Source organism: Shewanella youngdeokensis, assembly GCF_033180165.1.
GTDB lineage: Bacteria > Pseudomonadota > Gammaproteobacteria > Enterobacterales > Shewanellaceae > Shewanella > Shewanella youngdeokensis.
In genome coordinates, this window is record NZ_CP136522.1 from 18,479 (window position 1) to 31,916 (window position 13,438).

The window sequence follows — 13,438 nt, forward strand, 5'->3', positions numbered from 1 at the left end:
TGTTTAACTGTGGCTAATTTAGTTTGTGCTGCTCATGCGGTTAATCTTGAAGTGTTAGTTATGGGGTTCACTGTTAGTGTCTGTTGCGGGCACGCAAAGCTAATGTCGTTAAGTGTTTGGTTGTAAATGGGCACTAAATATGTCGCTATCGGCGCTGATAAAAGCTGTGGGTCGACACATCTAGAGTTTTATAGGCCTTGTGATAGACTGAGTTAACGTCGATATTTGACTAAATAACAGTAAGGTAATCTACATGGAACAGTTAGCGCATCTTTATCGTGACCATATTAGCGAATTAAACCGCCGTGTGGCCGATATCACTTCTCGTGAAAACCTGTCCGGTCTAGTGATCCATTCAGGCCAACCCCATAGACAGTTTTTAGATGACATGGACTATCCCTTTAAAGTGAACCCGCATTTTAAAGCATGGTTACCCGTGACCGACAATCCCAATTCATGGTTAGTCGTGAATGGCCAAGACAAGCCTAAACTCATCTTCTATCGTCCTGCTGACTTTTGGCATAAAGTGGCAGACGAACCAACCGATTTTTGGGCTGAGTTTATTGATATTGTCTACCTAACAAAAGCCGATAAAGTTGCAGAGTTGTTACCTAATAGAATTGATGATTGGGCCTATATCGGGGAGCACCTAGACGTTGCCGACGTACTTGGTTTTACCAATAAAAACTCTGATTCAGTTCTAAGTTATCTTAACTATCACCGTGCAAACAAGACGGACTATGAACTGGTTTGTATGCGCCAAGCAAACCAAATCGCAGTGACCGGTCATCAAGCCGCGAAAACTGCGTTTTATAATGGTGCGAGTGAGTTTGAAATCTTGCAGGTTTATCTGAGCGCTATTTCCCAGGGTGAAAACCAAGTGCCGTATGGCAGTATCGTGGCGTTAAATCAAAATGCCGCGATACTGCATTACACTGCGCTTGAGCAAGTAAACCCTGCACATCGCCATTCTTTTTTAATTGATGCTGGCGCTAACTATAATGGTTACGCTTCGGACATTACCCGAACTTATGCTTTTGAGAAAAACATCTTTGATGATTTGATCACGGCCATGGACAATATGCAATTGCAGATCATTGCCATGATGAAACCGGGAGTCAATTACGCTGACTTGCACATAGCAACCCACCATAAGCTTGCCCAAATTCTCATCGATTTTGATGTAGTTTCTGGCGATGTAAATGGGTTAGTTGAGCAAGGTATTACCAGCGCGTTTTTCCCACATGGGTTGGGGCACATGTTGGGTTTACAGGTGCACGATATGGGCGGGTTTCTTGCTGACGATAAAGGCACTCATATTGCGTCTCCCGTCGCCCATCCATTTTTGCGCTGCACACGAACATTAGCCGAAAACCAAGTGCTAACTATAGAGCCGGGGGTTTATATTATCGACTCATTACTGGCGCCATTAAAGCAAGATAAACGTCAGCAACAGGTTAACTGGAGGACGGTTGACACTCTCAGACCTTTTGGTGGGATAAGAATTGAAGACAATGTCATTATTCACCGTGAAAATACCGAGAACATGACTCGAAAGTTTGGCCTAAACCGATAATCTATAAATTGGGATAACAGAAGTGGGTAGTGTAAATTGAGTGAAAGTTATCTCATTCCGGCAGCAAATTTATTGATTGAAGAAGAGATCAAGCATAGTCGATTTATCTCTTATATCTTTCATTGCCAATCGAATGATATTTTAAAAGACGTACTCGCTAAGCTAAAAGTGCAGTACCCTGGTGCAAACCATTATTGCTATGCATTTGTTGCTGGGGCACCAGCAGATAGTATTAATATTGGCTCAAGTGACGATGGGGAACCATCGGGAAGTGCTGGGCGCCCGATGTTGGCAACCCTGCAAGGCTCCAATGTTGGCGAAGTGGGTGCCATTGTTGTCCGTTATTTTGGCGGCACAAAGCTGGGTGTTGGTGGGCTTGTGCGTGCCTATAGCTCAGGGATCAAAAAAGGACTGCAGCAATTAGAGACTCAGTTAAAGCAGATCCGTTACCCTGGTGCACTTGTATGTGGCTACCATCAGTTAAAAGATGTTGAGCACCTCTTTGCTCAGTTTGACGTGGTCGTTACAAATAAAGACTTTACTGACTCTGTCAGTATTCAATTTGTTATCCCTAAATGCTTTAAGAGTAAGTTAAACCAAGAGCTAGCAACAATGAGCCAAGGACAGTTAGTGGCCGTTTTTGAACACACTGATTAGGACGGCAATGACAGGGCATAAATCGGTTGTGAACATTACTCCGAAGTATGCGAAAATACCGTTGAGTAAACCAGCCTTAAGCAATGGAATACAATGCAATATAGAACAATAATAAGAATAACCGGCCTGCTTATGGGGCTGTTTTCATTGTCTTTACTTCCACCTGCTGTGGTTGCTGTTATTTATAAAGATGGCGGCGGAATGGCGTTTATTCAAGCCTTTATTTTATCCATAACTTTCGGATTTATGTTGTGGTATCCAAACCGTCGATACCATAAAGATTTGCGCACTCGCGAAGGATTTTTATTAGTCGTGCTGTTTTGGGTGGTGCTAGGTTCCATTGGTGCCGTACCCTTTATCTTTTCTGGTGAACCCTCATTAAGCCTTACTGATAGTTTTTTTGAATCCTTTTCAGCTTTAACTACCACTGGCGCAACGGTGATTGTGGGGCTAGACGCGCTGCCAAAAGCCATTTTGTTTTACCGTCATTTATTGCAGTGGCTAGGTGGAATGGGGATTATTGTATTGGCGGTGGCTATCTTGCCAGTGTTAGGTGTGGGGGGGATGCAGTTATATCGAGCCGAAATGCCAGGTCCCGTTAAAGACAGCAAAATGACGCCCAGGATCGCCGAAACCGCAAAGGCGCTTTGGTATATCTACTTAGCGTTAACTGCTGCTTGTGCGCTAGCGTATTGGTTTGCGGGGATGGATGGTTTTGATGCTATTTGTCACTCTTTTTCAACGATCGCTATTGGTGGTTTTTCTACCCATGACGCCAGTATTGGTTACTTTGAAAGTCCTGCTATTAACTTGGTTTGTGTGTTCTTTTTACTCGTTGCCGCGCTCAATTTTAGTCTGCACTTTGCGGCATTTTCACGTCGAGGTATTAACTTTAAAGTCTATTTTAGAGATGCTGAGTTTAAGGTGCTTATCGCGGTTCAGCTGGTATTGACAGCTATTTGTTTTGCTACTTTATATCAAGCGGGGATCTACGACTCGCCAGAAGAAACGTTCGACTATGCGTTATTTCAGGCGGTATCGGTGTCAACCACTGCTGGTTTTGGTACTGAGAGCTTTCATATGTGGCCGCTGTTTTTACCCATATTGTTAATATTTTCTAGTTTTATTGGTGGTAGTGGGGGATCGACTGCCGGTGGTATTAAAGTGATTCGAGTTATTCTGCTGCTCTTGCAGGGCTCGCGCGAGCTAAAAAGGCTGGTGCATCCACGAGGGATGTTTTCAATTCGTATTAGCGGTAAAGCATTGCCCGATAGGGTGATTGATGCTGTATGGGGCTTCTTTTCTGCTTATGCTTTAGTTTTTGTTATTTGCATGCTGATTTTGATGGCATTACAAATGGACGCGATTACCGCATTTAGTGCAACAGCTGCCTGCCTAAATAACCTTGGACCGGGGTTAGGTGAGGTGGCAAGTAATTACGCTAGTATTGGTGATGCTCAAAAGTGGGTATTGCTGTTTGCTATGCTTTTTGGCCGGTTGGAGATCTTCACGCTATTAATCTTGTTTACACCAACATTTTGGAAAAACTAGCCTATGATTACAGGCGTTTATTGTTTTACTTAATTGGCCTAATTACAGTTTGGAGCAACAATGGCAGAGGCAAAAATGAGCAATACACTCGTTATTTATTCGACCGTTGATGGGCAAACAAAAGCGATTTGCGATCAAATTAAAAGGGTTAATCAACAGCTCGGCGCTACGGTAACCCTCGCTTCGCTAGAGGACGTTGACGCATTAGGTTTGGCGCAGTTTGATAAAGTATTGGTTGCTGCAAGTATACGCTATGGCAAACATCGGCCAGAATTATACCGATTTATTAACCGAAACCACGCGGTGCTAAGCGCTAAGACCAATGCCTTTTTTAGCGTCAACGTTGTGGCGAGAAAACCTGAAAAAAACACACCTGAAACCAACCCCTACATGGCGAAGTTTTTAGCGCTATCATTATGGCAGCCACAGCAATTAGCTGTATTTGCAGGTAAAATAGATTACCCAAAATACCGATTTATTGATAAAGCCATGATCCGGTTTATCATGTGGATGACTAAAGGGCCAACCGATACCCGAGGCACGTTTGAATTTACTGACTGGGAGCAGGTTGATAGGTTCGCAAGCAGTTTTGCACAGCGCTAACTCGCTCCCTTTTGTGACAGCTTGAACCATTAAAGCCTGCTATCAAGCAGGCTTTTTTAGGGACGTAATTCAGTTAGGCGCAATATTTGCGATGCAGTATTGATATCACTTCGGTGACTTGCTCATTTTTGAGGGTATAAAATACCACTTGTGAGCTTTTACGTGTCGCAACTAAGTCTTCTGCTCGAAGTACAGCTAAATGTTGCGACAATGCCGACTGGCTCAATGGCACAGTTTCATTGAGTTCTGTTACGCTTAGCTCTTTATCGAGCAGTAAGCATAAGATCATTAACCTATAAGGGTTTGCAATTGCTTTCAGCCATTTTGCCGCGCTCTCGGCATTGGATACCATTGCATTTACATCAATGTCTTTTTGCATTTGGTTGCTGGCCTTATTACTTTTATTCGTGAGTGTTAATTGAAAAAATTATTGTAAATCAATATACCTGTGCCGTACTGGGATCTCAATTTTTGATGGCGATAATATGAGCCATACCTAATTTGTGATCTATTATCCTGTTAAAGCGCCCATTTACTGTAACAATGAAATTAATATGAAGTCTTTGAGTTGAAACAATGAATAAATCAGTATTGGTACTTTACTACTCACGTGGTGGCCACACGGCTAGGATTAGTCGAGCGATTGCCGAACATATCGTTAAGCAAGGCAGTCAGTGCGATATGATGCACATTAACGAAGCAAAAGCTGAAGGGGTGGACTGGTCTAAGTATGACGTTGTTGCTCTAGGAAGTTGCGTGCTATATGGCTCATATCATAAGTCGGTGTTTGATTTTGCTACCGAGTATGAAACTGAATTAACTGCTAAACCGGCCAGTTTCTTTAGCGTTAATGTGGTTGCGCGTAATCCTGAAAAGCGTGTGCCAGACAATAATAAGTACCTACAGAAATTTATTGAGCTTTCACCTTGGAAACCGCTAGATGTTAAAGTCATTGCGGGTAAAGTTGATTACCCAGCTTGGCGCTGGTATGACCGTTTGATGATCCAGTTCATTATGAAAATCACTAATGGTCCGACTGATCCAACATCTGTTATTGATTATACTGATTGGGATGATGTGAACGTGTATGCAGAGCATCTGATCAAATTAGCGAAATAAACGCTGGAAGCTGCAAACTAAGCTTGCCGCGTTGAGCCATAAAAAAGCCGTATTAAATACGGCTTTTTTATGGCTCAAATTTAGCGCTGCGCTATAGAGCGAGTTAAAAAAAGAAGGCGCTCGGTTGGAATAGTTTTTCTACCTCACCAATAAACTTTTTATTTACCAAAAACAAAATGACATGATCACCTTGTTCAATAACGGTTTTATCATGTGCCATAAGCACTTCGTCATCTCTAACAATGGCGCCAATGGTGGTTCCTGGCGGTAATTTTATGCTGCCGATTTGTTTGCCGACAACTTTAGAAGTGTTTTTGTCGCCATGAGCAATTGCTTCAATGGCCTCAGCCGCACCGCGTCGTAATGAGTAAACGTTACAAATATCACCTTGGCGAATGTGAGTCAGTAGCGCTGAAATAGTGGCTTGCTGCGGTGAGATGGCAATATCGATATTGGCTTCTTGCACTATATCGACATAGGCTTCTCGCTGGATCAGCACCATGACCTTTTTGGCTCCCATACGCTTAGCTAATAACGCTGCCATAATGTTGGCTTCATCGTCATTGGTTACCGCAATAAAGACATCGGTTTGGTCGATGTTTTCTTCCTGTAGTAACTCCTGATCAGAGGCGTCACCACAAAAAACCGTGGTTTTTTCGAGCTTTTCAGATAGTAATTCGGCACGTTCTTGTTTGTGCTCAATGAGTTTAACCGAATGGTTACGTTGTAACTGCTTGGCTAAGCCAAAGCCAATATTGCCACCACCGGCAATCATAATATTGCGGTATGAGTTATCAAGCTTTTGCATCTCGCTCATCACTGCGCGCACATGGCGACTATCGGCCACGAAAAAGACTTCATCATCAGCCTCAATAATCGTGGTACCGCGAGGCATAATTGCTCTACCTTGTCGGAAAACGGCTGCAACCCGGGTATCAATATTCGGCATGTGGTCGCGCAATGTTGCCAATGCATTACCAACCAAAGGGCCGCCATAATAGGCGCGGACGGCAACAAGGCTTAATCTGCCTTCTGCAAACTCAAGTACCTGCAATGCACCTGGGTATTCGACTAATCGGCCAATATATGCTGTAACCAGTTGTTCTGGAGCTATGAGTTCGTCAATAATGAAACCGCCGCGAGGACGGTGTTCAGAGCGCTTTGTTTCACTATCTATAAACAGTTTGTCGCGCAGTGCCAAGTACTGTTCAGACCTAATGCGGGCAATTTTTGTCGGCGTACCAAAAAGTGAATAAGCAATTTGGCAGGCCGACATATTGCATTCATCGCTGTTAGTGACAGCAATTAGCATGTCGGCGTCTTCTGCTCCGGCTTCTTTTAATACATCTGGGTGGGCTGCATGACCCACAACAACGCGTAAGTCGTACTTATCTTGCAAGATTCGTAACCTAGCTTTATCGTTGTCTACAACGGTGATATCGTTATTTTCACCGACTAAGTTTTCGGCTAATGTGCCACCAACTTGTCCTGCACCCAAAATGATAATCTTCATTGCCGTACTAATCCTTCACAAGGCGAGCGTAATAAAATCCGTCCATATTTTCCTGCCCTGGCAAAATCTGCCAACCGATATCACTTGGGTTGGCTTGTTGCGTAATTGGCACTAAAGTCGCGTCAGGTGTTCTTTGTAAAAACGCACTGACTTGATCTTTATTTTCTTGCGGTAAAATAGAACAGGTTGCATACAACAGGGTGCCACCTGGTTTTAGCCACTGCCAACAATGATCGAATATCTGTGATTGTAGCGATGCTAGCTCTTCAATATCATTGTTTTTTCTAAGCCACTTAATATCTGGGTGGCGACGTATAACGCCTGTTGCTGAGCAGGGCGCATCTAATAAAATGCGATCAAATTTATCACCTTGCCACCAAGAGTCAATATTAGCTGCATCACCATGAATTAATTCTGCTTCCAGTGATAATCTATCGAGGTTTTGTTGGACGCGCTCTAATCTTTTTGCATCATTATCAACGGCGACCAATTTTATGTTTGGTGCCAATTCAAGTAAATGACAGGTTTTACCGCCGGGGGCTGCACAGGCATCAAGTACTCGTTCTTCGCCTTGAGGGGCAAGCAATGTAGCTGCCCATTGTGCTGCACCATCTTGTACAGAAGCAGCACCGGTTTCAAAGCCTGGCAGTTGCATTACATCGCGTGGGCTGGTGAGCAGGATGGCGTCATTGCTACTGCCCGCGGTTGCTTCAACATTAGCATCGGTTAGTGCTGTTAGATATTCATCACGTGTTTGTGATTGTTGATTGTTGCGCAGCCACATTGGCGGACGTTGATGGCTTTGCTCAATAACGTGTTGCCAGTTGTCTGGGTAAGCGGCTTTAAGGCGTTTAATGATCCATGCTGGCGTGTTATGCGCTAGCGTATCATTGTCTGTTGAAAGCGGTTTTTCCTGACGCTGAATATTACGTAATACGCCATTGACGACTTTAACCATTCCTTCAAACTTTAATTGGCGGCATGCTTCTGCCGTTTCTGAAATCGCGGCATGGCTCGGAATGCGGGTAAAATACAGTTGGTAGCAGCCAACGAGTAGCAGTTGGTGAACAATGCGTTGCTTGCCTTTGAGTGGCTTGCTAATGCAGTCGCTAACTTGCTTGTCTAGCTGCGGTAAATGACGCATCACGCCGTAGCTAAGTTCTGCTAGTAAGGCTTTGTCTTTGCCACTTTCGAGGTGTCGTTGCTGGTCGGGCAGGGCGACTGACAAAGATATGCCTTTTTCAAGAACCTGAAATACCACTTTAGCGGCTAGCGCTCGTAAATTCATTGCCATTAGATTTGGTCGTCCGTTGCGTTAGCGAATAGGGTACCTGGGGTAAACCAGTCTGCACGCGAGTTGAGAATATCTGCCACACTAAGCGGTTTTTTGCCAGGTAGTTGCATATTGGTAATGGTAAGTACGCCATCGCCAGTGGCAACGCTAATCCCCGTTTTATCTGCTGAAATTACAGTGCCTGGTACCGCTGAAGTTGTGGTGGTGCTCACATGGCTCTGCCACACTTTTATGGTGCTGCCTTCATGTTCGTAATGGCTTACTGGCCACGGGTTAAACGCGCGGATTTCGCGCCATAGTGCTTGGGCCGGTTTTGTCCAGTCTATGCGAGCTTCTTCTTTTGACAGTTTTTTAGCGTAATTAGCTAGGCTTTCATCTTGTTTCTCTGCCGGAAGGTTGCCTGCTGATATTGCGGTTAGCGCTTCGATTAAAGCGTCAGGGCCTTGTAATGCGAGCTTTTCGTATAGCGTGGCAGAGGTGTCTTCATCTTCAATAGTGAGTTGCGTTTTAAGCAGCATGTCACCGGTATCTAGGCCGAGATCCATCTGCATAATGGTTACGCCTGTTTCGGTATCACCAGCCCATAGTGCGCGCTGAATTGGCGCCGCACCACGCCAGCGAGGTAGTATTGAACCATGTACGTTAATGCAACCTAAACGTGGAGTATCGAGTACTACTTGAGGCAAAATCAAGCCATAAGCGACCACAACCATTATGTCAGCATTCAGTGCAGACAACTCTTGCTGTGCAGCTTCATCGCGCAAAGATTTAGGCTGTAGCACAGGGATATTATGTTCAAGTGCTAATGCTTTTACTGGGCTTGCCTGTAGCTTTTTGCCACGCCCTGCAGGGCGGTCGGGCTGAGTATAAACTGCCACAACATTATGCTCAGATGCGATCAACGCTTGAAGATGGCGTGCGGCAAAGTCAGGTGTGCCTGCAAAAATGACATTTAATGGTTTCAAAAATTTATCCTTGTTTCGCTTCTAGTCGAGCTGCTTTTTCTAGCTTTTGCTTTATACGTTGGCGCTTTAGTGGTGATAAGTAGTCAACAAACAGTTTACCCTTTAGGTGGTCAAGTTCATGCTGTAGGCAAATGGCAAATAAGCCTTCAGCTTCTAACGTAAACTCATCACCGTTGCGGTCAAGCGCTTTGATGGTGACAAATTCGGCTCTGTCGACTTTAGCATAGACCCCAGGTACAGACAGGCAGCCTTCTTCATTGGTGAAATCACCGCTTTTAGCGATAATCTCAAGATTAATGAACACTTTTGGTCGCTCTATCTCATCTTGTAAGTCCATTACGATAAGTTGATGGTGAAAATCAACTTGAGACGCCGCTAGGCCAATCCCCTTTTCTTCATACATGGTTTCGAACATGTCGTCGATTTGCGTTTGCAATGGGCCATCAAACGCTGTGATGGGTTTGGCTATCGTCCGTAATCTTTCATCTGGAAAACGTAAAACTTTTAATAAACTCATATCTAAACTCTTAACAAGTCTGTCAAATCTTAGTCAGTTAGTTATACTGACTTCGGCTAATGGGTCAATTTTAGTCCCTAGCGGCATTCAATAACAGCAAAAGCTCTACTTATCTCTAATAATAGAGAAATTAGCATGGATATCTTGATGAAACGGTTATTATTACTTGCTTCACTTATGCTCGGTTGTACGTTAGTTTTCGCAACCCCCTTAACACTTAAAGCGGGTCATCCGGAATCTTATATCGTTAAAAAAGGCGATACCCTTTGGGATATATCTGCTTACTTCTTAAATGATCCTTGGCGTTGGCCTTCGTTGTGGGGGGCAAACCCTCAAGTGGCGAATCCGCACCTTATTTACCCTGGTGATAAACTCACGTTGATCTTTATTGACGGCGAGCCTCGTTTGGTAATTAAACCACATTTAACTAAAAGCCCCGCTGGTAGAGTTTCGCCCAAAAGCGACGCCATACCAGCAGTTAATTTATCGCTGATCCAACCCTATTTGTTGCAAAATCGAGTGGTTAAACCTGAGTTGTTTGCACAACAACCTTTAGTTATGGGTGGCGAGAGCCCATCTAAGCATCATGCTACGTCTGATATTATTTACGTACAGGGCGAATTAACTGTTGGCGATAAATTTGGTGTTTATGCTCGCGGGCGTGAATTTACTAGCACAGCAGGAGAGCCTTTGGGTTTAGAGGTGATTCTTACCGCGAGTGGCCGGGTTACTGAGTCAGGTGCCATCTCTAAAGTTAAGCTGTTGAGTAGTTTGCGTGAAACCAAGGCCGGTTACCGAGTGTTACCGATAGAAGATGATTCGTTAATGTCTGCTTATTTCACGCCAAAAGCGGCCAAACTAGCGACGGAGGCGCGGGTGTTAGCGTCGGGTCAAAGTATTCGTGAAATGGGTAAGTTAGATGTAGTTTACCTTGACCGAGGCGAAAATGACGGTGTTGAAACCGGGCAGGTTTTCTCAATCTTTAAAGATGGTGATGTGGTCGTTATTGATGGTGACGGTATTCCGGTACAACCCATTGACCGCACGCGTTACGAGAAAGTATTAGCAGAGCTATCGAGCGACAAATCAACAAAAATGCCCGACTTGTATCGCGGTAAGTTGATGGTTTTTAAAGTGTTTGAACGGGTTAGTTTAGGCTTGGTTCTTGTGAACGAAAGACCGGTGCGGGTTGCTGATAAGTTAATCACACCCGATTCGCTGATTGCCGGTGAATAGTCTAGAGTTAATGCTTGTGTGAGTGTGGTGATAATGCTGCGCTCAATGGCAAAGAGGATGAGTTATTAGTGATGCACTGGTCGATTGGCTAGTTGTTTCCGCGGTATCTGGGCTAGGACCCGCTCGGATTAAACAATTATTAAACTACATGGATGTGGATGAACTAAGGCAGCGATTAACGCACGAACCCGATGCGTTACCTCTGCCAGAGTCGTTGCTGCGCGCCAATTTAACACCGGACCTGTCTTTGGTTGATGCCGCCTTAGAGTGGCAGCAACAAAGTGAATGTAACCACCTTATCCATTTTGACGACCCTTTCTATCCGCCATTACTAAAACAAATTTCAGATCCCCCCACGGTGCTATTTATTAAAGGGCAGTTAAGGAGCTTAATGCTGCCAAGTATTGCAATTGTCGGCAGCCGTAATGCCACACCGGGCGGCTTAAAAATGGCATATTCGTTGTCATCGGAACTATTAGCTCAACATTTTTCTGTTACCAGTGGTATGGCGTTAGGGATTGATGGCGCCGCGCACCAGGCTGCCATTGATTGCGGGGCACAGAGCATAGCGGTATTGGGGACAGGGGTTGAGGTTATCTACCCAAAAAGGCATCGGGGTATTTACCAAGATATTCAACATGACGGCTGCGTTATGAGTGAGTTTTGGCCTCTTGTAAAACCTTATGCGGGTAATTTTCCTAAACGAAATAGGATTATTAGTGGCCTCACTGTCGGGACGCTAGTGGTTGAAGCGAGTTTGAAAAGTGGGTCATTGATAAGTGCCAGGCTAGCGAATGAACAGGGTCGAGAAGTCTTTGCTGTACCCGGCAGCGTATTAAGTGGCCAAAGTGAGGGCTGCCATCAGCTTCTACGCGACGGAGCTAAATTGGTAGAGTCTGCAGCAGATATTTTAGAGGAAGTTAGTGTTTTATCTGGCTGCCACCTTGAAGAAGTGAAGGCGTGTCACCATATAGGGGGAGAGATAGCTTCTGATTTACCATTTGCTTCGCTGTTAGCTAGTGTCGGTTTTGAAACCACAACGGTTGATTATGTGGTTGAGCACAGTGGAAAAGCCATAGAGCTAGTATTAGAGCAGCTACTTGAACTTGAATTACAAGGTTGGGTGACTGCTGTTCCAGGTGGTTATGTAAGACTTAAGAGGAGCTAGCCATGTTTGACATCCTCATGTATCTATTTGAAAACTATGTGCATAGTGAAGCTGAGTTTTTGGTCGATGAAGACGAACTCACAAAAGAATTAACCCGAGCTGGTTTTCACCAGGCGGAAATAATTAAAGCATTATCATGGTTAGAGCGGTTAGCTGAGCTGCAAGAGGCTGGAGCGCTTTACCTGTGTAATCATGATCAGCAATCATTTCGTATCTACACTAAAGATGAAATGGAAAAGATAGATGTTCAATGCCGAGGTTTTATATTGTTCCTTGAGCAAATAAAAGTGCTAGGTGTAGAAAGCCGCGAAATGGTGATCGACCGTGTCATGGAGTTAGATGAATCGGCGCTTAGTTTGGAAGATCTAAAATGGGTCATCCTAATGGTGCTGTTTAACGCTCCTGGTCATGAATCAGCATACGAGCAGATGGAAGACCTTATTTTTGAGCAGCCAGATGGTCGGTTACATTCTTAAATATCAAATGATGACAAACAGGAGGCTTAGGCCTCCTTTTTATTGCGTCATTTAATAGGTATCAAGCTTTCAGTAGCGTAAGCGCTCTTTTTATTAATAATGTTTTTATGAATATAAATCTAATCTTATTGTTTGCTAGAATAATGCCACATAGATGAACTGAGATAATCATGACTAAAATCGACCAACAGCTATTTACCAAACATGAGCACGCATTAGAGAAAGAGTACGAACTCTGCCCTAAATGTGGTTGCGAACTGTCGGTGAGGCATAGTAAACATGGTGGGTTTATTGGGTGTAATAACTACCCAAGTTGTGACTATACGCGGCCACTAGTGCAGCATGAATCTATTGAGACTCAAGTGATTGAGGGTTCTGCCTGTCCTGAATGTGCAAGTGAACTGGCTGTAAAGTCTGGGCGATTCGGTATTTTTATCGGTTGCACTAATTATCCGCAATGCAGCCATATTGAAAAACATGACCAAGCTGATTCAGCAGATGAAATAAACTGCCCAAAGTGCAAGCAAGGCCATATAGAGCATCGTACTAGCCGATTTGGTAAAACCTTTTATGCTTGCAGCGCGTACCCAAAGTGTAATTTTTTAGTCAATTTTCCTCCTCGAGCCGAAGCTTGTCCTGATTGTGGCTTTGGGATTTTAGTTGAGCGTAAAGGCGCGGCGGGAATGCGAGTCGAATGCCCACAAAAAACCTGTAAATATAAGCGGCCAATCTAAATCTGCCGACAATCTTTAACTCATGTTGC

14 protein-coding genes are annotated in these 13,438 nt (G+C 44.2%); 9 read left to right on the forward strand and 5 right to left on the reverse strand.

Annotation, left to right across the window (positions count from 1 at the left end; genetic code table 11):
- The first annotated feature begins 253 nt into the window (after nucleotides 1-253).
- The 4 genes from pepQ (at nucleotide 254) to hemG (RGE70_RS00085) (ending at nucleotide 4,387) form a co-directional block, all read left to right on the forward strand.
- Nucleotides 254-1,576 carry a Xaa-Pro dipeptidase gene (pepQ, locus tag RGE70_RS00070; RefSeq protein ID WP_310469528.1) on the forward strand — a complete coding sequence of 441 codons (1,323 nt, stop codon included), beginning with the start codon at nucleotides 254-256 and terminating at the stop codon, nucleotides 1,574-1,576.
- 36 nt (nucleotides 1,577-1,612) lie between these two features.
- Nucleotides 1,613-2,233, forward strand: a complete 621-nt coding sequence (locus RGE70_RS00075) for a YigZ family protein (protein ID WP_310469529.1) — start codon at nucleotides 1,613-1,615, stop codon at nucleotides 2,231-2,233.
- A 93-nt stretch (nucleotides 2,234-2,326) separates the two neighbouring features.
- Complete coding sequence (locus RGE70_RS00080) at nucleotides 2,327-3,784, forward strand: TrkH family potassium uptake protein (RefSeq protein ID WP_310469530.1); 1,458 nt, start codon at nucleotides 2,327-2,329, stop codon at nucleotides 3,782-3,784.
- Between the two features lie 75 nt (nucleotides 3,785-3,859).
- Nucleotides 3,860-4,387 (forward strand): menaquinone-dependent protoporphyrinogen IX dehydrogenase, encoded by a 528-nt coding sequence (hemG, locus tag RGE70_RS00085; RefSeq protein ID WP_310472873.1) that lies wholly within the window; start codon nucleotides 3,860-3,862, stop codon nucleotides 4,385-4,387.
- Nucleotides 4,388-4,460: 73 nt separating this feature from the next.
- Here the strand turns inward: hemG (RGE70_RS00085) and RGE70_RS00090 are convergent, their stop codons facing one another.
- The gene (locus tag RGE70_RS00090) at nucleotides 4,461-4,766 is read right to left on the reverse strand and encodes an ArsR/SmtB family transcription factor (RefSeq protein WP_310469531.1); all 306 of its coding nucleotides are present in this window, start codon (nucleotides 4,764-4,766) and stop codon (nucleotides 4,461-4,463) included.
- A gap of 197 nt (nucleotides 4,767-4,963) precedes the next feature.
- Between RGE70_RS00090 and hemG (RGE70_RS00095) the strand changes: the two genes are divergently transcribed.
- Nucleotides 4,964-5,506 (forward strand): menaquinone-dependent protoporphyrinogen IX dehydrogenase, encoded by a 543-nt coding sequence (gene hemG, locus RGE70_RS00095; RefSeq protein WP_310469532.1) that lies wholly within the window; start codon nucleotides 4,964-4,966, stop codon nucleotides 5,504-5,506.
- A 103-nt stretch (nucleotides 5,507-5,609) separates the two neighbouring features.
- Here the strand turns inward: hemG (RGE70_RS00095) and trkA are convergent, their stop codons facing one another.
- Genes trkA through def form a run of 4 tightly spaced genes read right to left on the reverse strand, consistent with a single transcriptional unit; the run spans nucleotide 5,610 to nucleotide 9,795 of the window.
- Complete coding sequence (trkA, locus tag RGE70_RS00100; RefSeq protein ID WP_310469533.1) at nucleotides 5,610-7,019, reverse strand: Trk system potassium transporter TrkA; 1,410 nt, start codon at nucleotides 7,017-7,019, stop codon at nucleotides 5,610-5,612.
- A gap of 7 nt (nucleotides 7,020-7,026) precedes the next feature.
- Nucleotides 7,027-8,307, reverse strand: a complete 1,281-nt coding sequence (gene rsmB, locus RGE70_RS00105) for a 16S rRNA (cytosine(967)-C(5))-methyltransferase RsmB (RefSeq protein ID WP_310472874.1) — start codon at nucleotides 8,305-8,307, stop codon at nucleotides 7,027-7,029.
- A 5-nt stretch (nucleotides 8,308-8,312) separates the two neighbouring features.
- Nucleotides 8,313-9,278 (reverse strand): methionyl-tRNA formyltransferase, encoded by a 966-nt coding sequence (gene fmt / locus RGE70_RS00110; protein WP_310469534.1) that lies wholly within the window; start codon nucleotides 9,276-9,278, stop codon nucleotides 8,313-8,315.
- 4 nt (nucleotides 9,279-9,282) lie between these two features.
- On the reverse strand, nucleotides 9,283-9,795 hold the full coding sequence (gene def / locus RGE70_RS00115; protein WP_310469535.1) for a peptide deformylase: 513 nt from the start codon (nucleotides 9,793-9,795) through the stop codon (nucleotides 9,283-9,285).
- A 135-nt stretch (nucleotides 9,796-9,930) separates the two neighbouring features.
- On the opposite strand from def, the gene RGE70_RS00120 reads away from it, so the two are divergent.
- From RGE70_RS00120 to RGE70_RS00135, 4 genes are all read left to right on the forward strand, one after another.
- Nucleotides 9,931-11,031 (forward strand): LysM peptidoglycan-binding domain-containing protein, encoded by a 1,101-nt coding sequence (locus tag RGE70_RS00120; RefSeq protein WP_310469536.1) that lies wholly within the window; start codon nucleotides 9,931-9,933, stop codon nucleotides 11,029-11,031.
- Nucleotides 11,032-11,179: 148 nt separating this feature from the next.
- Nucleotides 11,180-12,199, forward strand: a complete 1,020-nt coding sequence (gene dprA, locus RGE70_RS00125; RefSeq protein ID WP_310469537.1) for a DNA-processing protein DprA — start codon at nucleotides 11,180-11,182, stop codon at nucleotides 12,197-12,199.
- A 2-nt stretch (nucleotides 12,200-12,201) separates the two neighbouring features.
- Nucleotides 12,202-12,675, forward strand: coding sequence for a DUF494 family protein (locus tag RGE70_RS00130; protein WP_310469538.1), 474 nt, complete (start codon nucleotides 12,202-12,204; stop codon nucleotides 12,673-12,675).
- A 170-nt stretch (nucleotides 12,676-12,845) separates the two neighbouring features.
- Nucleotides 12,846-13,409, forward strand: a complete 564-nt coding sequence (locus tag RGE70_RS00135) for a DNA topoisomerase family protein (protein WP_310469539.1) — start codon at nucleotides 12,846-12,848, stop codon at nucleotides 13,407-13,409.
- The last annotated feature ends 29 nt before the right edge of the window (nucleotides 13,410-13,438 follow it).

Bases quoted from the DNA above. Each gene is read 5' to 3' on its own strand.
- trkA (WP_310469533.1), bottom strand. From the start codon at position 7,019: ATGAAGATTATCATTTTGGGTGCAGGACAAGTTGGTGGCACATTAGCC.
- RGE70_RS00080 (WP_310469530.1), top strand. From the start codon at position 2,327: ATGCAATATAGAACAATAATAAGAATAACCGGCCTGCTTATGGGGCTG.
- dprA (WP_310469537.1), top strand. From the start codon at position 11,180: ATGGATGTGGATGAACTAAGGCAGCGATTAACGCACGAACCCGATGCG.
- pepQ (WP_310469528.1), top strand. From the start codon at position 254: ATGGAACAGTTAGCGCATCTTTATCGTGACCATATTAGCGAATTAAAC.
- def (WP_310469535.1), bottom strand. From the start codon at position 9,795: ATGAGTTTATTAAAAGTTTTACGTTTTCCAGATGAAAGATTACGGACG.
- rsmB (WP_310472874.1), bottom strand. From the start codon at position 8,307: ATGAATTTACGAGCGCTAGCCGCTAAAGTGGTATTTCAGGTTCTTGAA.
- RGE70_RS00120 (WP_310469536.1), top strand. From the start codon at position 9,931: ATGGATATCTTGATGAAACGGTTATTATTACTTGCTTCACTTATGCTC.
- RGE70_RS00090 (WP_310469531.1), bottom strand. From the start codon at position 4,766: ATGCAAAAAGACATTGATGTAAATGCAATGGTATCCAATGCCGAGAGC.
- RGE70_RS00135 (WP_310469539.1), top strand. From the start codon at position 12,846: ATGACTAAAATCGACCAACAGCTATTTACCAAACATGAGCACGCATTA.
- RGE70_RS00130 (WP_310469538.1), top strand. From the start codon at position 12,202: ATGTTTGACATCCTCATGTATCTATTTGAAAACTATGTGCATAGTGAA.
- hemG (WP_310472873.1), top strand. From the start codon at position 3,860: ATGAGCAATACACTCGTTATTTATTCGACCGTTGATGGGCAAACAAAA.
- hemG (WP_310469532.1), top strand. From the start codon at position 4,964: ATGAATAAATCAGTATTGGTACTTTACTACTCACGTGGTGGCCACACG.